General features: G+C 64.2%; 14 protein-coding genes. All 14 read left to right on the top strand.

The window, feature by feature from the left end; genetic code table 11:
- Positions 1–8 precede the first annotated feature (8 nt).
- The gene (locus IPM20_05660; GenBank protein ID MBK9131112.1) at positions 9–707 is read left to right on the top strand and encodes a flagellar basal body L-ring protein FlgH; all 699 of its coding nucleotides are present in this window, start codon (positions 9–11) and stop codon (positions 705–707) included.
- An 11-nt stretch (positions 708–718) separates the two neighbouring features.
- On the top strand, positions 719–1,858 hold the full coding sequence (locus IPM20_05655) for a flagellar basal body P-ring protein FlgI (protein ID MBK9131111.1): 1,140 nt from the start codon (positions 719–721) through the stop codon (positions 1,856–1,858).
- A gap of 37 nt (positions 1,859–1,895) precedes the next feature.
- Entirely contained in the window at positions 1,896–2,894 is a 999-nt protein-coding gene (flgJ, locus tag IPM20_05650) for a flagellar assembly peptidoglycan hydrolase FlgJ (GenBank protein MBK9131110.1), read from the top strand.
- Positions 2,895–2,952: 58 nt separating this feature from the next.
- Positions 2,953–5,271 carry a flagellar hook-associated protein FlgK gene (gene flgK, locus IPM20_05645; GenBank protein ID MBK9131109.1) on the top strand — a complete coding sequence of 773 codons (2,319 nt, stop codon included), beginning with the start codon at positions 2,953–2,955 and terminating at the stop codon, positions 5,269–5,271.
- 2 nt (positions 5,272–5,273) lie between these two features.
- Entirely contained in the window at positions 5,274–6,839 is a 1,566-nt protein-coding gene (gene flgL / locus IPM20_05640; GenBank protein ID MBK9131108.1) for a flagellar hook-associated protein FlgL, read from the top strand.
- 127 nt (positions 6,840–6,966) lie between these two features.
- Positions 6,967–12,369 carry a tetratricopeptide repeat protein gene (locus IPM20_05635; protein MBK9131107.1) on the top strand — a complete coding sequence of 1,801 codons (5,403 nt, stop codon included), beginning with the start codon at positions 6,967–6,969 and terminating at the stop codon, positions 12,367–12,369.
- A gap of 403 nt (positions 12,370–12,772) precedes the next feature.
- Complete coding sequence (locus IPM20_05630) at positions 12,773–14,623, top strand: hypothetical protein (protein ID MBK9131106.1); 1,851 nt, start codon at positions 12,773–12,775, stop codon at positions 14,621–14,623.
- Between the two features lie 244 nt (positions 14,624–14,867).
- The gene (locus IPM20_05625) at positions 14,868–15,161 is read left to right on the top strand and encodes a flagellar protein FlaG (protein ID MBK9131105.1); all 294 of its coding nucleotides are present in this window, start codon (positions 14,868–14,870) and stop codon (positions 15,159–15,161) included.
- Positions 15,162–15,224: 63 nt separating this feature from the next.
- Positions 15,225–17,252 carry a flagellar filament capping protein FliD gene (gene fliD / locus IPM20_05620; protein MBK9131104.1) on the top strand — a complete coding sequence of 676 codons (2,028 nt, stop codon included), beginning with the start codon at positions 15,225–15,227 and terminating at the stop codon, positions 17,250–17,252.
- Positions 17,253–17,332: 80 nt separating this feature from the next.
- The gene (gene fliS / locus IPM20_05615; GenBank protein ID MBK9131103.1) at positions 17,333–17,791 is read left to right on the top strand and encodes a flagellar export chaperone FliS; all 459 of its coding nucleotides are present in this window, start codon (positions 17,333–17,335) and stop codon (positions 17,789–17,791) included.
- A 44-nt stretch (positions 17,792–17,835) separates the two neighbouring features.
- A complete protein-coding gene (locus IPM20_05610; protein ID MBK9131102.1) occupies positions 17,836–18,150 on the top strand; it encodes a flagellar protein FliT in 315 nt (104 codons plus the stop codon).
- A 94-nt stretch (positions 18,151–18,244) separates the two neighbouring features.
- Positions 18,245–18,820, top strand: coding sequence for a PilZ domain-containing protein (locus IPM20_05605; GenBank protein MBK9131101.1), 576 nt, complete (start codon positions 18,245–18,247; stop codon positions 18,818–18,820).
- A 169-nt stretch (positions 18,821–18,989) separates the two neighbouring features.
- Positions 18,990–20,402 carry a sigma-54-dependent Fis family transcriptional regulator gene (locus IPM20_05600; protein ID MBK9131100.1) on the top strand — a complete coding sequence of 471 codons (1,413 nt, stop codon included), beginning with the start codon at positions 18,990–18,992 and terminating at the stop codon, positions 20,400–20,402.
- A gap of 145 nt (positions 20,403–20,547) precedes the next feature.
- Positions 20,548–21,735, top strand: coding sequence for a PAS domain-containing protein (locus IPM20_05595; GenBank protein ID MBK9131099.1), 1,188 nt, complete (start codon positions 20,548–20,550; stop codon positions 21,733–21,735).
- Positions 21,736–21,761 lie beyond the last annotated feature (26 nt).

Here is a 21,761-nt window from a genome sequence, read left to right as displayed (position 1 = left end):
GAGCGCGCATGAGACGAGTCCTTCCGATGCTGTTCACCCTCCTGGCGGCCGCGCTGGCCGCCGGTTGCGCCTCGACGCCGAAACATGCCTCGGGCATCTCGGAGGACATCATCCGCCATGCCGAGCCCGCCCAGCCGGCGACGGCCGGAGCGATCTACCGCGTCGGTCTCTCTGCGCCGCTGTTCGAGGACATCCGGCCGCGCCGCGTGGGCGATATCATCACCGTCATGCTGGTCGAGCGTACCAATGCCAGCAAGAGCGCCAGCACCAGCACCAGCAAGGACAACAGCGTCGATATCGCGAACCCCACGCTGTTCGGAAATCCACTATCCTTCGGCGTCGGTCCGCTGGGCAGCAATCCGCGCACGCTGGAAAACAATCTGGAATCCTCCAAGACCTTCGACGGAACGGGTGAAAGCGCGCAGAGCAACCAGCTGACCGGCAACATCACCGCCGTGGTCACCGAGGTGCTGCCGAACGGCTACCTGCGCATCTACGGCGAAAAGGTGATCTCGATCAACCAGGGTGATGAACATATCACGCTGTCGGGAATCGTCCGGCCGGCGGATATCCTGGCGGACAATACGATCTCCTCCACCCTGATCGCCGGCGCCGAGATCTCCTACGGCGGCACCGGTGTCGTCGCGGACACGAGCGACATGGGCTGGCTCGGGAAATTCTTCAACGGCAAATGGTGGCCGTTCTGACAACTGACGGGATGAATCGCATGCAAGCACGTCGTACTGGATATCCACGCTGGGCGCTGGCGGCACAGCTCGCCGCCGTTCTGTTGCTCGCCGCGGCGCCGGCGGCGGCCGAACGCATCAAGGACATCGCCACGGTGGCGGGGGTGCGCGCCAACCAGCTGGTCGGGTACGGCCTGGTGGTCGGCCTCGACGGCACGGGCGACCAGACCAGCCAGACGCCGTTCACCGTGCAGAGCCTGAAGAACATGCTCAATCAGTACGGTATCACGCTGCCGCCGGACGTAAATCCGCAGCTCAAGAACGTGGCCGCGGTCACCGTCCACGCGGACCTGCCGCCGTTCGCCAAGCCGGGACAGACCATCGACGTCACGGTCTCCTCGCTCGGCAACGCCAAGAGCCTGCGCGGCGGCAGCCTGCTGATGTCGCCGCTCAAGGGTGCCGATGGCCAGATCTACGCGATGGCGCAGGGCAATCTGGTGGTGGGCGGTTTCGGCGTCGAGGGCAGCGATGGTTCGCGCGTCAGCATCAACGTGCCGAGTGTCGGACGCATTCCCAGCGGCGCGACGGTGGAGCGCCCGGCGCCGACCAGCTTCGGCGGCGAGGACTACTTTGTCTTCAATCTCAACCAGTCCGATTTCACCACTGCCAAGCGGGTGGCGGACGCGATCAATACCGCGATCGGCGAGGGAACGGCGCTGCCGGTCGACGGTTCCTCGGTGCAGGTCAATGCGCCGCGCGCGCAGGGCCAGCGCGTCGCCTTCCTGTCCGTGCTGGAGAACCTCACGCTGGAGCCGGGCACCGCCTCGGCGCGCGTCATCGTCAATTCGCGCACCGGCACCGTGGTGATCGGCAGCAACGTGCGGGTGACCGCCGCCGCCGTTTCGCACGGCAGCCTGACCGTGACCATCAGTGAACGCGCCGAGGTCAGCCAGCCCAATCCGCTGTCGGGCGGCTCCACGGTGGTGGTGCCGACCAGTGACATCTCCGTCGAGCAGACCGCGAGCCATATGTTCAAATTCGATCCGGGCATCTCGCTCGACGACATCGTCACCGCGGTGAACCAGGTGGGCGCCGCGCCGGGCGACCTGGTAGCCATTCTGGAGGCGCTGCGCGAGGCTGGCGCGCTGCGCGCCGAACTGATCGTGATCTGACGGACGGGATGCGCGCGGGCGGGCGGATGCGAGTGTCATGATCGAGGCGAACTCCGGTTCGGCATCCACCGCGGCCGTTTTCAATGACCAGAACGGGATGGCGCGCCTGCGCCGGGATGCGCAAACCCCGTCGCCGGAAACGGTGCGCAAGGTCGCGCAGCAGTTCGAGGCGCTGTTCATCCAGATGATGCTGAAGAACATGCGCAACACCGGCGTCGGCGATGAATTGTTCGGCAGTGACCAGGAGAAGCTCTACCGCGACATGTTCGACCAGCAGCTCTCGGTGAATCTGTCGGAAAAAGGCGCGCTCGGGCTCGCCGACCTGCTGGTCAGGCAGTTGACACGGGCGCCCGGCGGAGGATCGGATGCGCCCGACGCGAGCGCCAGCGCCACGCCTTCGGAACCTGTACACGCGGCAGCGGCCCCGCGGTTTGTATCACCATCGACGGCGCCGGGCGCGGTGACCGCGGCGGTCCCGGAGCAGAAGGCATCAAGCGCGGAGCCGGCCATCGAGACGCCGGAGGATTTCATCCGGGTACTGGCTCCGCACGCCGAAGACGCCGCGCGCGAACTCGGGGTGTCCCCGCGCGTGCTGCTGGCGCAGGCCGCGCTCGAAACCGGCTGGGGCAGGCATGTCATGCGCGCCGCGGACGGCGGCAGCAGCCACAATCTGTTCGGCATCAAGGCCGATGCGCGCTGGTCCGGCGACCGGGTAGTCGCCGAGACGCTCGAATACGAGGACGGCATCGCCGTGAAACGGCGCGAGGCCTTCCGCGCCTATGATTCCTACGCCGACAGCTTCGCCGATTACGCCGCGTTCCTGCGCACGAGTCCGCGCTACGGCGCGGCCCTGGCGGAGGGGGTGGACGGGGCCGCCTACCTGCAGCGACTGCAGCAGGCCGGGTATGCGACGGACCCTGAATATGCCAGCAAGATCAGTCGCATAGCATTTGGTTCCGATTCCCTTCTGGGAGCGGGGGCATTCAAGGATGCGAGTGTGATGCCGTTAACAGATTCTGACGAGATTACCCTCTGATGACCCGGCTCAGCTTCCATCCTGCGAACATGTACTCATGATGTCTGGAGCATAGACGATGGCCAGCGGCGTGTTGGGTAACGGGCTTTCCGGTCTGCTGGCGGCGCAGCGCGCGCTGGCGGTGGCGTCGAACAATATTTCCAACGTGAACACGGAAGGCTACAGCCGCCAACGTGTCACGCTGGCGACGCAGACACCGGACCGGCTCGGGGATTTCTTCGTCGGTACCGGAGTGACCATCAGCAGCATCGAGCGGGTCTACGACGAGTTCAACACGCTGCAGATCCGCACGGTCACCTCGGGCAGCACCCAGGCGGACAAGTTTTACGCCCTGGCGAGCCAGATCGATACCATGCTGTCGGATTCAGATGCGGGCGTGATGTCCGCGTTGCAGGGATTCTTCGATTCAATCCAGACCGTCGCCAACGATCCTTCCTCGCTGGAGTCGCGCCAGGTGATGCTCAGCGAAGCCGAGAGCCTGACCAGCCGCTTCCAGAATTTCTATCTGCAGGTCTCGAGCCTCGATGGCAACGTGAACAATGCCCTGACGGCCGCGGTCGACGAAATCAACAGCCTCGCCAGCTCGATCGCGGGCATCAACCAACAGATCTTGAATCTTGGCGTTTCCGGCAGCGGTGGCGCCAACGATCTGCTGGATCATCGTGACGAACTCATCCGGCAGCTGTCCGAGCAGGTCGCGGTGAGCACCGTGGCCCAGAACGACGGCACCGTCAATGTGTACATCGGCAACGGCCAGGCCCTGGTCACCGGCTCAAACGCCAGCGGCATGACGATCACCGCCAATGCGTATGACCCGGAACGCAAGGAGGTCGCCTTCGTGACGACCTCCGGCCCGGTGATCGTCTCCAGCCAGCTGAGCGGCGGCGAGATCGGCGGCATACTGCAGTTCCGGTCCCAGGTGCTGGATCCGACGTTGAACAAACTGGGACAGCTCGCCATCTCGGTGACGGCCACCTTCAATGCCCAGCACGCCATGGGCATCGATCTCAACGGCGCGGCCGGAGGAGATTTCTTCGTGCCGATCGATACCGACACGACGATCTCGACCGCACAGGTATTGCCCAACGCGAAGAATACCGGGCAGCCCGTCGCGCAGGTCGGCGTGACCATCAGCGATACCAGCGCGTTGACCGCCAGCGACTATCGCCTGGAGCGCACCGGGAGCAGTTACACCCTGGTCCGGCTCAGCGACGGCCGGACCACTTCGCTGAGCGGATTCCCGGCGGCTTCCGTCACCATCGATGGGCTCACGCTGTCGCTCGATTCCGGAACCATCGCGAGCGGTGACAGTTTCCTGATTCGTCCCACCGCGAACGGCGCACGTTATTTCGATGTCGCCATCTCAAACCCGAACCAGATCGCCGCGGCGAGTCCGATCCGGACCTCTGCGTCGCTCGCCAACACCGGCGACGGCGAGATCGATGCCGGTGCGATGACGGATCTGGCGAGCTTCGTCAGCGATGATTACCGCATCCTGGCGGCGGACGTTACCGCTGCCGTGGCCGATGGCGGGACGACGCGCGGCCAGGTGACGGAAAGCGGCGGCAACAACAGCGTGCAATACGAACTGAGCATCAACGGGGTCCTCGTCTACAGCCAGGGCAGCGCGGATGCGGCGCTGTCCGATCTCGACGCGCTGGCGGCGGCGATCAACGATGACGTTTCCTCCACCGGGGTCATGGCCTATGTCGACGCCGGCGGCACCTCGCTCTATCTGGCCAATGTGCCGCCGTCCGCGATGCCGATCACGGTGACCGAATCGCTCAATACACTGAGCGGGACGGCGGAGGATGCGGATACCGCGGTCGGATATTTCAGCGGCACGACCCTGCAGGGCGCCTCCAACCCCTCCAGCAGCTTCACTTACGGTGGCGCCGCGGACAGCTACGTCGTGCTGAACAGCGCCGATGCGGCCGTGGCGACGGGCGCATACGACGACGGCGCCGCGATCCAGTTCAGCGGTATCGAGGTCGTGCTGAGCGGGGATCCGAACAGCGGTGATATCTTTACGATCGGGCCGAACACGAACGGCATGAGCGACAACCGGAACGCGCTTGCGCTCGCCGCGCTGCAGGATGCCCGCCTGCTGAACGGCGGAACCGCGTCGTACCAGGATCTCTATGGAGGGCTGGTGGCGGATGTCGGCATCAAGACTCACCAGGCCGATGTCACCGGCCAGGCGCAGGCCAGCATGCTGGCCCAGGCGGTAGAGGCGCGCGAGTCCCTGTCCGGGGTCAATCTCGACGAAGAGGCGGCCAATGTTCTGCGTTTCCAGCAGGCCTATGCGGCGGCGGCGCAGGTCATCGCCGCCGCCAACAATATGTTCCAGGTTCTGATCGACTCGGTCCGGAGGTAACGATGCGCGTCTCGACCAATCAGATCAATCTGATCGCGATGAACTCGATCCTCGATCAGCAGACCAAGGTGGCGCGCACGCAGGAACAGTTGTCGACGGGCAAGCGGATATTGCACCCCTCCGACGACCCCACCGGAGCCTCGGCGCTGATCGGCTATCGCCAGACGCTGGATACCGTCGCGCAGTACCAGGAAAACATCACCAGCGCGCGCCAGCGTCTGCAGCGGGAGGAATCCGCGCTGGGTTCGGTCGGCAATATTCTCGATCGCATCCGCGAGCTCGCACTGCAATCCAACAACTCCGCCCTGTCGGCGGAGGACCGCCGCTACATCGCGGTCGAGGTACGGCAGAATCTCGACGAGATCATGACCGTGGCCAATGCCACGGACGCGAACGGCGAATACATCTTCGCCGGATACCAGGGCCGCGTCCTGCCGTTTTCCCGCAATGCCGGCGGAAATTATCTCTACAGCGGTGACAGCGGGCAGCGCTTTCTCCAGATCGGCTCGACCCAGCAGGTCGCGACCGGGGATTCGGGCGATGATGTATTCATGCGGATACGGACCGGCAACGGCACGTTCAGCACCGGCAGCGATCTCGCCAACCGGGGCGACGGCGTGATCGCTTCGGGCAGCGTGACCGATCCATCGGCCTATGACGGCGACGTCTATACCATCTCCTTCCCGCATGCCACCACGGCGACGGGGACACTGTCGTTCACCGACACCGTCGGCACGAACGACGCACTGACCTACACCCTGAATATCAACGGCGTCGACGTGTATTCGGTCTCCGAGGGCGGGACTCCCGCGGCCACGCTCGACGAATTGGCGCAACAGATCAATGACGACAGCGCTGCCAGCGGCGCCCGCGCGGTGGTCGCCGACGGAACGCTCTACCTGGTCAGCACCGCGCCGTCCGACACCCCCATCGTGGTCACCGAGTCGATGAGCGGGGCCAGCGACGGCGATGCCGATGCGGTCACCGGATACTTCGGGTCGGTACTGACCGGCGCCACTGCCACGAGCGCCGAGCTGAGTTTCGATCCGGCGGCGGCAAACTATTTCATCGTCGAGGACAGCCGCGGCAACCTGGAGGCCAGCGGAGCCTATTCCAGCGGCGTACAGGTCATCGCCTTCAACGGCATCCAGACCTCGCTGTCGGGGACGCCCCGGACCGGGGACGTATTCACGGTGTCGCCCAGCGGGCATCAGGACCTGTTCTCCGCGATCGACGATCTGGCCAGTATGCTCGAAGGCGATATTTCCGGGGTGAACGCCAGTGGAGTACTCGGAAACTCCGTCAGCCAGTTCCTGTCGGATATCGACCAGGGCATGGAGAATATCCGCTCCGTCCGCGCACAGGTCGGCGCCCGCCTCAACCGCATCGATACCCAGGAGAACATGAACGAGGCGTCTTCGCTGCAGATCGAGGCCGCCCGCTCCAGTATCGAGGATCTGGATTACACGAGCGCGATCACCCAGCTGACCCAGCAGACGGTCGGTCTGCAGGCGGCGCAAAAGGTATTCATCCAGGTCCAGGGCCTGTCGCTCTTCAATTATCTCTGATACCGCATTCCCGCCCCCGCGCGAGCCACTCGCCGGCAAGGGGCAGTCTTCCCCCGCGCATGCGTTGGCTCGTCTATTGCATCTTTTGACCGGATGAACCGGCGGCGACGAGAAATGGGGTGACACCGTGGGCTTGGCACAATCCATCGAACAGGCGAGACGATATGTCGAACGCGGCGAGATCCAGGCCGCGGAGGAGATCACGGGGCGGTTACGCGGACGGGCGCGCGGCAACGCGGAGCTGCAATTTCTCGAGGGCTGCATCCAGTACAGGAAAGGGGACTTCGCCGGGGCGGCCGGACTGTTCAGGAAAGTGGTCGAGAAATCGCCCGCCGATGTCAATGCGCGCGTCAATCTCGGCGTCGCGCTCAGCGACGCGGGTCAGGCGGAAGAGGCGATCGGACATCTGCGCCGGGCGCTCGCGCAGCGGCCCGATCACTTCATCGCCTGGTACAACCTCGGCAATGCGAACCGCACTCTGGGGCGCTATGCCGAGGCGCGCGAGGCCTATCTGCGCGCCATCGCCTGCCGGCCCGACTATCATCCCGCCCACAATAATCTGGGGTTCGTCTCCGGCAAGCTTGGGAAAATCGACGAGGCCGAGGCGGCCTACCGCCGGGCGCTCGCGCTGCAGCCATCGCCCGATGCCTGTATCAATCTGCTGCATCTGCTCAAACGCCACGACGCCGGCCGGACCCACGTCTTCATGCAGGAAGCGGCGGCGTGTTTCGACGCCCCCGAACTCCTCGCCTGCATCTTTCCGAGCGCCGTGAATCTGTGCGCCTGGCCGCTGGTCGAGCGCATTCGCGATCGCATGCTCGATTACGCGTGCTCGAATGACAGCAAGCCGGGGGTGTTGCAGGATCTCCTGCTCCCCATCAACGCCTGGCCCGGCATCGAGCCCGCCGTGCAACTGGAGATCCACCGCAACTGGGCGCGCCGCAGCGACGCCACGGAGCCGGTTGCCGCCGCGCCCGTCATGGATGCCGTCTGCGCAGGCCGGTTGCGTGTCGCCTATCTGTCAGGTGATTTCAGCGGCCACTCAGTCGGCCTGTTCATGCGTCATGTGCTCGCGGCCCACGACCGCGACCGTTTCGAGATCCTGTGCTACGCGACCTCCGGCCAGAAGGACGATCTGACGCGCGAGATGGCGCGCCGGGTCGACGCCTTCAGCGATGTCTCCGGACTGGACGATGCGGCGCTGGCACAGCGGATACGCGCGGATGGCGTCCACCTGCTGGTGGACCTGGGCGGACACACGCTCAACACCCGCGTCGCGGTATTACGGCACCGACCGGCGCCGGTGCAGGTGACGTATCTGGGCTATCCGAACACGACGGGTCTGACGGAGACGGACTACCGGATCACGGACCGGTACGCGGAGGCGGAGGGGGGCACACAATACACGGAGCGGCTGAAGGCGCTGCCGGAGAGCTTCCTGTGCTTCGGGTCGTTCGCGGAGCGTCCGCGGCCGGCGGTACCGCCGGCGGTGAGCAGGGGTCATGTGACCTTCGGTTCGTTCAACCACACGCGCAAGCTGACGCCGGAAGCGGTGCGGCTGTGGAGCGGGATCCTGCAGCGGGTGCCGGGCTCGCGGCTGCTGATCAAGGCGAGCCTGGCGGGGGAGTCCTGCGTGCAGGAGAACCTGTACGAGGCCTTCGCGGCAGAAGGGATCGGGCGGGAGCGGGTGGAACTGCGTGGATTCACGGCGACGCGGGACTCGCACCTGGACTGTTACAACGAGGTGGACATCGCGCTGGATACTTTCCCCTATAACGGGACGACGACGACCTGCGAGGCGCTGTGGATGGGGGTGCCGGTGGTGACGCTGACGGGGAAGGTGCACGCGCAGCGGGTGAGCTACTCGATCCTGAAGAACATCGGGGTGGAGGAGACGATTGCGTGGACGGAGGCGGAGTATGCGGAGATCGCGGTGGGGCTGGCGCGGGATTCGGCGGCCTTGTCGGCCCTGCGGGCGCGGATCCCGGGGGCGGTGCGGGGCTCAATCCTGTGCGACCCGGAACGATTCACGCGCCAGCTCGAAGAACTCTATCGCACCCTGTGGAACGAAAAAACCGGGGGAGCAGTGACGGGAAGCAGCGAGGAACCCGCCGGTCCCGTGCCTGTCGACGGGCGACGGGATGATGGGGCGCTCGCGCAGGCCCGCAGGCTCCTGATCGAAGGGCATCCCGCCGAGGCGCGCGCGCTGGCGGAGCGTGTGCTGTCCTCCCGGCCGGACGATGTCAATGCCCTGTTCATCTCCGGCACGGCCTGCCACGAACTCGGCGAACACGAGGCGGCGATCTCGGCGCTGGACTCGGTCGTCGCGCGGGCGCCGGACTTCCTCGACGCCCGTCTGAATCTGGGCGTAGCGTACAGCGAGCACGGGCAGCCGGCCGAGGCCGAAGCGCAGTATCTCGCGCTGCTGGCCATGGCACCGCGCCATCACGTCGCGCTCAACAATCTCGGCAGGCTCTATCACACCCGGCGCCGTCATGACGAGGCACGGCGCCTGCTGGAGGACTCGATCGCCGTTCGTCCCGACTACTGGGTCGCGCATTTCAACCTGGGCAGCGTCCATTCGGCGCAGGGCGATTACGAGGCGGCGGCGCGCAGTCACCGGCGCGCGCTGGAGATCGAGTATCATGCGGAGCCCTGCGCGGCCCTGATCAGCGTGCTGAAGAAAATCGGGAACTATGAAGAGGCCTTTCGTCTGGCCCATGAGTTCGTGGGGCGGATGGGAACTCCGGTCGACGCCCTGTTGCCGGTGGCGACGGTCTTCTACGAGAGCTGCGCCTGGCAGACAATCCGGCGCGTACAGACAGACGTGCTGGCGCTCGCTGTGGCCGCTACGACCCGCAAGGCCTATCTGAGCAGCGTATTGCTCGATCTGAACACCCGGTCCGACATCGACCCGCGGCAGCTGTTCGAGCTGCATCGCCGTTGGGGTGGAGACCCGCATCAACAGATTCAGGCCTATACCGGGTACCCGGCGGCTTTGCGCGACGACCGGCGGCTGCGCGTCGGCTATCTGTCGCCGGATTTCCGTTCCCATGCGGTGTCACTGTTCATCGGCCCCGTCATCGCCGCGCATGACCCGGAGCGGGTGGAGGTCTTCTGCTATGCCAAGTCGGCGACGCTGGATGAGCAGTCGCGGGCCATCGCGGAGCGGGCGCAGCACTTCGTCGATGTGAGCGCCCTGACCGACGAGGCGATCGCGCGCCGCATCCACGAAGACGGCATTCATATCCTGGTCGACCTGGCCGGCCATACCGCCGAAACCGGCATGCCGGTATTACGGCACCGACCGGCGCCGGTGCAGGTGACGTATCTGGGCTATCCGAACACGACGGGTCTGACGGAGACGGACTACCGGATCACGGACCGGTACGCGGAGGCGGAGGGGGGCACACAATACACGGAGCGGCTGAAAGCGCTGCCGGAGAGTTTCCTGTGCTTCGGGTCGTTCGCGGAGCGCCCGCGGCCGGCGGCACCGCCGGCGGTGAGCCGGGGTCATGTGACCTTCGGTTCGTTCAACCACACGCGCAAGCTGACGCCGGAGGCGGTGCGGCTGTGGAGCGGGATCCTGCAGCGGGTGCCGGGGTCGCGGCTGCTGATCAAGGCGAGCCTGGCGGGGGAGTCCTGCGTGCAGGAGAACCTGTACGAGGCCTTCGCGGCGGAAGGGATCGGGCGCGAGCGGGTGGAACTGCGGGGCTTCACGGCGACGCGGGATTCGCACCTGGACTGTTATAACGAGGTGGACATTGCCCTGGATACCTTCCCCTATAACGGGACGACGACGACCTGCGAGGCGCTGTGGATGGGGGGTGCCGGTGGTGACGCTGACGGGGAAGGTGCACGCGCAGCGGGTGAGCTGCTCGATCCTGAAGAACATCGGGGTGGAGGAGACGATTGCGTGGACGGAGGCGGAGTACGCGGAGATCGCGGTGGGGCTGGCGCGGGATTCGGCGGCCTTGTCGGCCCTGCGGGCGCGGATCCCGGGGCAGTGCGGGGCTCGATCCTGTGCGACCCGGAACGATTCACGCGCCAGCTCGAGGAACTCTATCGCACCCTGTGGAACGAAAAAACCGGGGGGCTGCCACGGGAAATAGCGCCCGCCCGGGCGGGGATCTGGGTCGATTTCGTGCACGACAAGCCGTACATCCAGGGCTTGCTGCCGTCATGGCTGGGGTATATGGAGGCGCAGGCGGATACCGGGCCCTGGTTGTGCCATCAGCAGGCGATGGATCTCTACGTCGAGGCGCAGGAGGACGATATCGCCGGCCGGCGCATGAAGCTGAATCAGGCGTACAGCCTGATGAGTTCGGGACTGGGCGCGCGGCCCCGGATCTGTGCCGGCCAGACCTTTCTGCGCATCGCGTTCGAACTCGGTGAAACCGAGGCGGCCTTGCCCGTATTGCAGGGGTTGATCGAGCGTGTGATGGCCGGAGATACCCTGGATCTGTCGGAGCCGTTTCTGCCCGCGCTCGCCGGCTACGAACGCATCGATCCTGCCGGTGACCCCGGGCGCTGGGTGCTGGCGGGGTTGCTGGAAATGCACGACCGCCTGCTTGCCGGTCGCGCGGAATACGAAGACGGTGATGCACCGGAGGTGCTCGAACTGATCGAAGGGCTCGGGTTCCGCAATGACTATGTCAGCGGCCGGCGGGCTGCGCTGCGCGCTCGCGCGGGAACTCATCAAGAAGTCGTGATTATCGAGGCGCCGGCGCGGGAACGCGCGCCGGATCAGCGGCCGGTTCGCGTCCTGCACAATCTCGCCCGTTCCGGCGGCACCTTGATGGCGCGCTGCCTGGGTTGCATGCAGGACGTCATCCTGCTGAGCGAGATTCATCCCAAGGGCAGTGCGCGGTTCCACCCCATGACGCAGGCACAGGAGTGGTTTCATTTGTTCGACCCGGAACAGCTGCGCGAGATGCAACGGGGCGGCAGGATGAACTTCGTCCGTGAGGTCGATCTGATCGAGCAGCGCTGTCATGAGCTCGGCCGGCATCTGGTCGTGCGCGACTGGGCGCATCTCGATTTTCATGCCGTGCCCTTCCTGCCCGAACCCACGTACGAATTCACCACCGCGAACGTGCTCGGATTCAGCGGGCTGTTCCGGCTCCGGCGTGCCGCGCTGACGCGCCATCCGATCGATCAATGGCTCAGTCTCTCGCGCCTGTCGCTGGTGCGCGGCAAGCTGACGCTGCAGGACTTCCTGCGCGGTTATCTGCGCTATGCGGAACAGTGCGTGACGATCGGCTTTGTGCGCTACGAGGACTTTGTCGCCAGCCCCGAGGCCGTAATTGAGCAATTGTCTGATTTGCTCGAGCTGCCGTATGACGGCCGCTTCGTTCAGGCCTGGCCCGATTACGACAAGATCACCGGCGACACCGGGGCGGCATCCGACAGGCGGGAGATCCGGCCCATATCACGGCGCCGGCTGGAAGACGCCGAACTCGCGCGCTTCGCGGGCAATGCGGACTACCAGGCTGCGCTGGATCTGCTGGGCTACCGTCACCCGCAATGAGCCTTGCGCCCCCGTAACACTGCTTCTTGCTCCTATTAATAGAGCTGCTCCCCGATCCGAGCGAGGGGCGTGTCGTCTGACGGCGGGAGAGGCCGCCCGGAAAGGGCATTGCTTGCCATCGGTATCGCTTCCCGATCTCTCCCGTTTCGGTTTCATCTTCCTGGCCCCGTCATCACCTGTTTTTATCTAATTGTTTCCAAATAAAAATTTCAATTGCCCGGGCCTGGGTCACGATTTTTCACTGCGCCAGTGTGGCCTGGGTTCGGTTTCTTAAAGAAAGATTCGGCAGCGCCGATAGCATCGTCGGGAGCGGTAAATACTGCCAATCGCATGGGGAGTATATCCGCTGTAGACAACATCTTCCGGGTAGCATGGGTCTGCCAGGAATCTAGGAGAAAAGAAAATGCCGCAAATTATTAATACCAACGTTGCTTCACTCAACGCACAGCGCAACCTGAACAAGACCCAGGGCGAGTTGGCTACCTCGCTGCAACGTCTGTCTTCCGGTCTGCGCATCAACAGCGCCAAGGACGACGCCGCAGGCCTCGCGATCTCGGAACGGTTTACGACGCAGATCCGCGGTCTGAACCAGGCGATCCGCAACGCGAATGACGGTATCTCGCTCGCGCAGACGGCTGAAGGCGCCCTCGGTGAAGCGGGCAACTCTCTGCAGCGTATCCGCGAACTGGCGATTCAGTCGGCCAACTCGACCAACTCGGTTTCCGACCGCGCCGCTCTCAACGCCGAAGCCCAGCAGCTGCTGAGCGAAATTCAGCGCAACGCCCAGACGACCTCGTTCAACGGGCAAAAGATCCTTGACGGTTCGTTCTCTTCGGCCCAGTTCCAGGTCGGTGCCGAGGCGAACCAGACCATCTCCCTGAGCATCTCCGGTGCGACCACGAACCTGCTGGGCGCCTATCAGGCGACCGGAGTGCAGGCGGTTGGCACCACGGCGTTCGACGGCGCCGATCTGAGCATTAACGGCATCGCGGTGGCCGCGTCGTCCGCCACCACATCGGCGGGCGTCACCGCGGGAAGCGCGGCCGCCAAGGCGACGGCGATCAACGCCGTGACCACCCAGACGGGTGTGACCGCGACGGCGTCGACGACGCTGACCGGTGTCGCGCCGGTGGCGGGTGTCAGCCTGGGTAACGGCGAGCTGCTGATCAACGGCGTTGCCGTGGGTTCAGTCGCCTCGGCCGCGACCGCGGTGCAGCAGGCGAACAACGCCGTGACCGCGATCAACGCGGTGTCCAACCAGACCGGCGTGTCCGCCGAGGCCAACCAGTCGACCGGCGTGCTCACGCTGACCGCCGCGGATGGCCGTGACATCACCATTTCCGCAGGCGGCGCCGGTACGGCCCAGGTCGTGACCGACATCTTCAATGCCGTCGGTCTCGATGCGGCCACCGAAGCCAATCCGACCGGTAACAACACCCAGACCCTGACCATCAACACCAACGCCGCCTTCGTCGCCACCGGCACCACCACCGGCAACGAAATCGCGGTGGGCGACACGGTGACGGTCGACGGCCTGGTCTACGAGTTCTACAACTCGGCCGGTACCTACAGCGGTTCCAACATCGGTGTCGGCGTTGCCCTTGCCGGCGACGAGAGCGCCATTGCCACGGCCTTGACCAGCGCGATCAATGCCCAGCGCGCCCTGGGTACGACCACCGCCTCCGCCAGCTCGGCGGCCGGTGTGGTCACCCTGACCAACGACAAGGTCGGTGCCGAGACCCTGGGTTACGCGGAGAGCGTGGCCGATGGTGTGGGCGTGATCGTGCAGAGCACGGAAACCGCCGGTACGGACGCCGCCGGCACGACTGCGGTGGTGACGGGCGGTACGCTGACCCTGAGTTCCGACAAGAACTTCACCTTCACGGGCACCAACGCCCAGCTGACCGCGGCCGGTCTGCAAACCGCCTCCACGGCGCTGACGCAGCTGGCTTCGGTGGACATCTCTGATGTCGACGGCGCCAACTCGGCGATCTCGATCATCGACGGCGCCCTGGCCCAGATCTCGACCATCCGCGGTAACCTGGGTGCGATCCAGAACCGCTTCCAGTCGACGATCTCGAACCTGTCCGCCACCTCGGAAAACCTGAGCGCCGCGCGCTCGCGTACCCTGGACACGGACTTCGCTGCCGAGACCGCCGCGCTGACCAAGGCGCAGATCCTGCAGCAGGCCGGTGTGTCGATCCTGTCGCAAGCCAACTCTCTGCCGCAGATGGTGCTCCAGCTCCTGCAGTAAGTTCGGTAAACAAACTGGCAGCCCGGGGCGGCGCAAGCCGCTCCGGGCGGGCCATCCCCGGTCACACTGGAGACCGGACCATGACCTGAATGCCCTGTCTCACCGGGCGCCGGGGCAGCGGGAAAAAATATAGAGAGCTTGTCTACGCGAGGTCCTGTTTCCTGTTCGCAGCGGACGCGGCCATTGTTTAACGCGCAGAGGACTTCGTATGCGTCAGATCCGATCATCCCGGGCGAACGCCCACATGCGGCAAGATATTCCCACCGGCGGCAAGAACGGGCCGGCCGCAACCGAACACCGCCCCTCCGTGGCTGGCGACTCCAGGCTCACCGAGGCGGTCAGTCAATTGAACGACTATATCCAGAGCATCCATCGCAATATCGAATTCAGCGTCGATGCGAAGATCAATCGCGTGGTAGTCAAGGTCTATAACCTCGAGACGGGGGAGATTATCCGCGAGATTCCGGCGGAGGAGGTTCTGGATATGTCGCGTTATCTCGTGAAACAGCGGGACTGGTTGTCGGGTATGGGCCTGTAGCGCTGAATTGGTCCTTATTTTGCATCCTTTAACCGCATCACAGCGGATCCGGACGAGACGGGAATGGCATCCATTACATCACCTGGCATAGGCAGCGGTCTGGACATCAACGCGCTGGTTTCCCAGCTGGTCGAGGCCGAAAAAACCCCCCAGACTACCCGGCTCGATACCAAGGAAGCGGAGCTGACGGCGCGACTGTCCGCCTTCGGGACGCTGAAGGGTGCCCTGTCCTCCCTGCAGACCTCGCTGTCGGGCCTGACTTCTCTGTCGACCTACCGCGGCCGCAGCGCCGACTCCAGCAATTCCGAGGTAATGACGGCCAGCGCGGGGACCCTCGCGGCGCCTGGAAGATATCAGGTCAGTCTCGACGGACTCGCCACCGAGCACAAACTGGCTACCGATCCCGTCAACCAGGCGGGCGCGCGCTTTACGTCAGTAACGGACAGCGTCGGGACCGGCACGCTGACGTTCAGGTTCGGGACCACCGACTATGATTCCGGGACTGACACCTACAACGCCTTCGAGCAGAATGCGGAGCAACCGAGCTACACCGTGGAAATCAAGGACGGGAGCCTGCAGGGGATCCGCGACGCCATCAACGGGGCCGAGATGGGCATCACCGCGTCGATCATCTTCGACGGCACCTATCAGCGGCTGACCCTGTCGGCGGGGGATACCGGCGCCGCGAACAGCCTGGAGATCACCGTCGCGGACGATGACGGCAACAATACCGACGGCACAGGACTCTCGCTGCTCGCGTTCAGTTCGGCAGCCACCAATATGATCCAGACCCAGGCGGCGCAGAACGTCTCCGGCCTGACCATCGATGGCATTGCCGTCGCGAGCGCAAGCAATACCCTGACGAACGTAATCAACGGCCTGGCAGTCAATCTGCTCGAGGCCGGTACTTCCACGCTGACCGTTGCCTATGACAAGGACAGTGTATCGAGCGCGGTCAGCAGCTTCGTCGAGAAGTACAATGGCCTGATCAGCACCATCAACGACCTTTCGAGCTACAACGTCGATACCGGCGAGGCGGGCCTCCTCAATGGTGATGGTGTGCTGCGCAATATCGATACGCAGGTAAGGCGTATCTTCAGTCAGACGGTAACCGGGTTGAATGGCCCGTACCGCCAGCTGGCCGATATCGGCATCACGCGCAATGCCAGCGACGGCAGCCTGGTGTTGGACAATGTCAAGCTGGAGGCCGCGATCGAGGACAACTTCGACGCGATCGCCGGCATGTTCACCGCTTACGGCGCGACCACCGACTCGCTGATCCAGTATCAGTCGTCCTCCGACGTAACGCGCGCGGGAAAGTACGACATCAACGTCACCCGGCTGGCAACGCAAGGGGACTTCGCGGGATCGGCGGCGGCGAATCTGACCATCAGCGCGGGCATTAACGATGGCCTGACGCTGGTGATCGACGGCGTTTCCACGAGTGTTACCCTGTCGGCGAAGACCTATGCCTCCGCGGCGGCGCTGGCGGCCGACCTGCAGTCGAGACTGAACGCCAATGAGGATCTGACCAGGCGCGGCATCGCGGTGAAGGTCGCCGAAACAGGCGGTGTACTGACCCTGACCTCCGATTCCTATGGTTCCGGATCCAAGGTCTCGGTCACCGGCGGCAATGCGCGGAACGGACTCTTCGGTCTGGCGCCGGTATCCACCGACGGGGTGGATGTCGCGGGGACTATTGGCGGGATCGAAGCGGTCGGCGACGGGCAGAAGCTGACCGGTCAGGGGATCGCGCTCGGGCTGGAGCTGATGGTGGTCGGAGGGGTGACGGGCAGCCGTGGCAGTGTCACCTTCTCGCGTGGCTACGCCGAGGGGCTGAAAAACGTGCTCTCGGGCCTGCTCGCGAGCGACGGATTGTTCGATTCCGTAACCACTGGCATCAATCGCAGCATAAGCGACATCGAGACACAGCGTGAACAGGTGGATCTCAGGTCGCAGGCCTATGAGGACAGGATCCGGGCGCAGTTCACGGCGATGGACATACTGGTCGCGCAATTCCAGAGCACCAGCACTTTTCTCACACAGCAGCTGGACAACCTGTCGCAGATGCTTTCGACCAGGTCAAAATAAACGCCAGCGGCTCGGAAGCGGGAATCCCGGCACATGCCGGCGACTACACGGGAACAGAGGCATAAGGGGAGATCATATCGATGGACCAGTTCGGTTCAAGGAATTATCAGGCGATGAAGCAATACAGGAACACAGGGCTGAAGGGCGCCGTCGACGATGCCTCGCCACACCGTCTGATTCAGATGCTGATGGATGGGGCGCTGGACAAGATCGCGGCGGCTCGCGGCTTCATGGAACGCGGCGACATGACACAGAAGGGGGCTCATATCAGTTGGGCGGTCTCCATCATCGACGGGCTGCGTGTCAGTCTGGACAAGTCCGTCGGGGGCGAGGTCACGCAGAACCTCGAGGATCTCTACAACTACATGATGGTTCGGCTTACCGAGGCGAATCTCAAGAATGATGTTTCCTGTCTGAATGAAGTCTCGGGTCTGTTGCGCCAGATCAAGGAGGGCTGGGACGCGATTCCACAGGAAGTCATCCGGGATCACGCGCAGAAGGCGGTTGCCAGTTCCGGGCAGACGTACGGCGGCCGATGACCGTGAGTTCATCGAGTTTCTCGCCCCGATCCGGCGGTAACGCAGTGGAACCCACCGCCGGGCTGGCCGATGTCCTGGACCTCTCCCGCGAGATGCTGGCGAAGGCCGAGGCGGGCGCCTGGGACGATCTGCCCGAACTCGAATCCCGGCGCGGCGCCATGCTCGCGCGGTTATTCGAAACCCTTCATGCCGCCGGTCCCGGCGCGGCGGACGCCGCCGGGATCCGCGCCTTGCGTGACATCAACGACCGCATCATCCAGCTCGGCAAAATCCAGAGTCAGCGCCTTGTGCAGGCGCTGTCGGACAGTTCGTATCAGCGTCGGGCGGCCGCCTGTTATCGGCAGTCTTCGGCCGGCTGAGCTTCATCCGATCCCATATCCCACCGCGACCGAGCATCGGCTCCGGCTGTGCCGCGTGTTGTCTGGCGAAACGGGATCGAGTATCTTTGCCTGCATGGAGAACGGCGATGATTCGCAATTCGGCGCAGGACTGGTCTATGAGGACGTCCTGCCGCTTGGCTGGCGCGATGTTAAAAGCGATGTCTCGACCGCCGAGATATTGAGCGCCTGCCAGTCCAACGAGCGCATCCTGCGCGGCTTTTCCGTTCTTGATGAACATCGGGCCGAGGGCTCCGACGATGAGCATGGCCATCATGGCGCCCATGAACCGTCCCGCCTCGAATTCAAACTGAACCTGCTGCTCGACATGGTGGCGCGACTGCTGGCCGAGCATGTGTCCATTCCCGCCGCCGTGCCAGTCAAGATGAGCGGTTCCGGTATCCGCTGGCGATCTTCCAGTGCCCCGCGCGTCGGCGGCACAATCAGCGTGGACCTCTATCTGAACAGGCTGTATCCGACGCCGATCACCTTCTACGGCGAGGTGACGCAGGTGGAGCCGGACGGAGAGGATTTCCAGATCGAGATGATCTACCGGGACATGAGCGACAGCCTGCGAAGCTGGATCGAGAAACTGATCTTCCGTCACCACAGGAGACAGATCGCGCATTCTCGCCACCAGGGGCGCACGTGATATTGTCAATTATTATCAGTTGGTTATTATAGATCCATGGAGAGCGACAAGTTTTTGACATCATAATTAAAAAGGGTTAGGCTCTAGGTCATTTTGTGGACCCTATACCTATATAGATAAAGACTATAACAATCCTGCACAACGCAGCTTAGGAGAAGGGGTGGGCCGAATGGAATCCGTTCTTGTCGTCGACGAGGATCAGCAACGATCCGAGTGTCTGAAAGCGATTCTGAATTTCATCGATTACGACAATATTCAGCTTGCCAAGCCGGGGAACTGGAAGGAATCCGGGCTCGTGGCCGGGACTCTGGGGGCTGTGGTCGTGGCCACCGATCCCGTGGATGAGGGCTGGCTCAATACGGTCCGGTCTCTCCATGAGTGGGATGCCGGCTTGCCCATCGTTCTGGTCGGCAACGGCGCCAGAAAGAAACTCCCCCCCGAGACCCAGTCCCTCCTTCTCGGTCAGCTCAAATATCCTCCGAAATATAAAGAACTCACCGGTATCCTGCAGCAGGCGGCGGTGTTCCGCGCCAGCCAACGCGAAGGACAGGGCGACCATTCGCCCGAACTCTTTCGCAGCCTCGTCGGCAACAGCCGGCCGATACGCGTGGTACGCACCCTGATCGAGCAGGTCGCCGGTTCCGACGCCACTGTCCTGATCCTGGGCGAATCCGGCACCGGCAAGGAAGTGGTCGCGCGCAACATCCATTATCACTCGGCGCGACGCAACAAGCCGTTCGTCCCGATCAACTGCGGCGCCATTCCGGCGGAACTGCTGGAGAGTGAACTGTTCGGGCACGAAAAGGGCGCCTTCACCGGGGCGATCAGCGCGCGCCAGGGCCGGTTCGAGATGGCCGAGGGCGGCACGCTGTTCCTCGATGAGATCGGCGACATGAGCATGCACATGCAGGTGAAGCTGCTGCGCGTGTTGCAGGAGCGGACCTTCGAGCGTGTCGGCAGCAACAAGACCATCACGTCCGACGTCCGCATCATTGCGGCGACGCACCGCAACCTCGAGAAGGCCATCGCGGAAGGCAAGTTCCGCGAGGATCTGTACTATCGTCTCAACGTGTTCCCGATCGAGATGCCGCCGCTGCGCGATCGGTCGGAGGACATTCCCCTGCTGATCAAGGAGTTGATCACCCGGCTCGAGCATGAGAAGCGGGGCTCGGTGCGTCTGACTCAGTCCGCGATCATGGCGCTTTCGCAGTACCACTGGCCGGGCAATGTGCGTGAACTCGCCAATGTCATCGAGCGGCTCGTCATCATGTACCCGTACGGCGTCGTCGATATGCACGATCTGTCCGAGAGATATCAGCCGGAATCGGGCGAATTGAAGGATGCGGTGATCGCCGAGGAGAACCTGATCACCGTCGGCAATCTCGATGTGCCGCGTCTGCCGCGTGACGGTATCGATCTGAAACAGCACCTGACCAACCTCGAGTGCAATCTGATCAAGCAGGCCCTGGACGATGCCGACGGCATCGTGGCGCATGCGGCCAACCGCTTGGGACTGCGCCGGACCACGCTGGTGGAGAAGCTGCGCAAATACGGATTACAGCGCACGGACGAAGTGACGTAAGTTTGACGTCACATCCCTGTCTCTAATCCAACTATCTGTAAAACCTGTTAAATAAAATCCGGCACGCTTATTGCTCCCTGTCCTGGCGGCGGAATCGATCATCGATTCCGCCGTTGAATCGACACTGCGACGGGGACGGAAGCGCATGGATCAGACCGTAACGCGCCAAGCGCAACGCTTGACGGATGCCTTCGACCATTTCAATCGCGTCTCGGAGCAGCTGACCTCTTCGTACCAGTTGCTGGAGCGTCATCTTGCGGAGATCACCCGCCGCTTTGCGGCCGGGCCCGACACCGCCCCCGACCTCGTCAGGGGGAGGCCGCAGTCCACCCGTCACCTGCAGCCGGTGCTGGATGCCTTGCCCGCCGGGGTCGTCGTGCTCGATGGCGACGGTCGTGTCGCCCAGTGCAACCGGGCCGCGATCGATCTGCTCGGTGAGCCGCTGGCCGGCGCCTTCTGGTTCGAGGTGATCCGCCGGTCCTTTGCCGCGCAGTGCCGGCTCGGCGATCTGCGCCTGACCGACGGCCGCCTGGTTGCGCTCGCCACCAATCCGCTCGAGGACGAGCCGGGGCAGGTCATCCTGATTCACGAGGTGACCGACTCGCGCGCAATGCAGGCCCTGATGCAGCGCCAGCAGCGCCTCGCCTCGATGGGCGAGATGGCCGCCGCCCTTGCGCATCAGATCCGTACCCCGCTGGCCGCCAGCCTGTTGTATGTCTCTCAGCTCGAGGACCGTGGGCCGACTTCGCCGGCGCAGCGGCGCGGGATCGAAAAGATCCGCTCCTGCCTCGATCATCTCGACACGCTGGTGCGGGACATGCTGATGTTCGCCCGCGGCGGCTCCTTTCCCAGCGAGACCTTCAGCGCCGCTGCACTGGTCGACGCATTTCGACGCCTGTCGGAACCGCTGGCGCGCGCGGGCGGATGCCGGCTCGAGGTCATCGACGACAGTGGTGACACGCGGCTGCGCGGGAATCCCGATGCCCTGGTCGCGGTATTGCAGAATCTGCTGGAGAACGCGATCCAGGCCTGCCGCGGCGATGCGCCCGCGGAACGGCCCGTCTACGGTCATCTGGGATTCCTGGCGCGGCGGGTCGCCGGCATGGAATCCGTCGAGTTTCTGCTCAAGGACGACGGTCCCGGCATCGATCCCGCGTTGAGGGAGCGCATCCTGGAGCCGTTTTTCACCACCAAATCGCACGGGACAGGTCTTGGCCTCGCCGTGGCCCAGGCGGTCGTGCAGGCGCATGGCGGCGTGTTGTGGATCGAATCCGAGCCCGGACACGGCGCCACCGTCGGGGTGCGCCTGCCGCTGGCCGTGGACCAGACCTGAGGCCCGCGTCGGGATTCCGCTTCATG

The organism is Gammaproteobacteria bacterium, from assembly GCA_016716465.1.
Taxonomy (GTDB): Bacteria; Pseudomonadota; Gammaproteobacteria; order SZUA-140; family SZUA-140; genus JADJWH01.
This window is presented reverse-complemented; position numbering and strand designations above follow the sequence as displayed.

What these genes read in the sequence shown, in the direction of transcription:
- IPM20_05595 (MBK9131099.1), top strand. Translation starts at nt 20,548, where the DNA reads ATGGATCAGACCGTAACGCGCCAAGCGCAACGCTTGACGGATGCCTTC.
- flgL (MBK9131108.1), top strand. Translation starts at nt 5,274, where the DNA reads ATGCGCGTCTCGACCAATCAGATCAATCTGATCGCGATGAACTCGATC.
- IPM20_05655 (MBK9131111.1), top strand. Translation starts at nt 719, where the DNA reads ATGAATCGCATGCAAGCACGTCGTACTGGATATCCACGCTGGGCGCTG.
- IPM20_05625 (MBK9131105.1), top strand. Translation starts at nt 14,868, where the DNA reads ATGCGGCAAGATATTCCCACCGGCGGCAAGAACGGGCCGGCCGCAACC.
- IPM20_05660 (MBK9131112.1), top strand. Translation starts at nt 9, where the DNA reads ATGAGACGAGTCCTTCCGATGCTGTTCACCCTCCTGGCGGCCGCGCTG.
- IPM20_05605 (MBK9131101.1), top strand. Translation starts at nt 18,245, where the DNA reads ATGGAGAACGGCGATGATTCGCAATTCGGCGCAGGACTGGTCTATGAG.
- IPM20_05600 (MBK9131100.1), top strand. Translation starts at nt 18,990, where the DNA reads ATGGAATCCGTTCTTGTCGTCGACGAGGATCAGCAACGATCCGAGTGT.
- fliD (MBK9131104.1), top strand. Translation starts at nt 15,225, where the DNA reads ATGGCATCCATTACATCACCTGGCATAGGCAGCGGTCTGGACATCAAC.
- flgJ (MBK9131110.1), top strand. Translation starts at nt 1,896, where the DNA reads ATGATCGAGGCGAACTCCGGTTCGGCATCCACCGCGGCCGTTTTCAAT.
- flgK (MBK9131109.1), top strand. Translation starts at nt 2,953, where the DNA reads ATGGCCAGCGGCGTGTTGGGTAACGGGCTTTCCGGTCTGCTGGCGGCG.
- IPM20_05630 (MBK9131106.1), top strand. Translation starts at nt 12,773, where the DNA reads ATGCCGCAAATTATTAATACCAACGTTGCTTCACTCAACGCACAGCGC.
- fliS (MBK9131103.1), top strand. Translation starts at nt 17,333, where the DNA reads ATGGACCAGTTCGGTTCAAGGAATTATCAGGCGATGAAGCAATACAGG.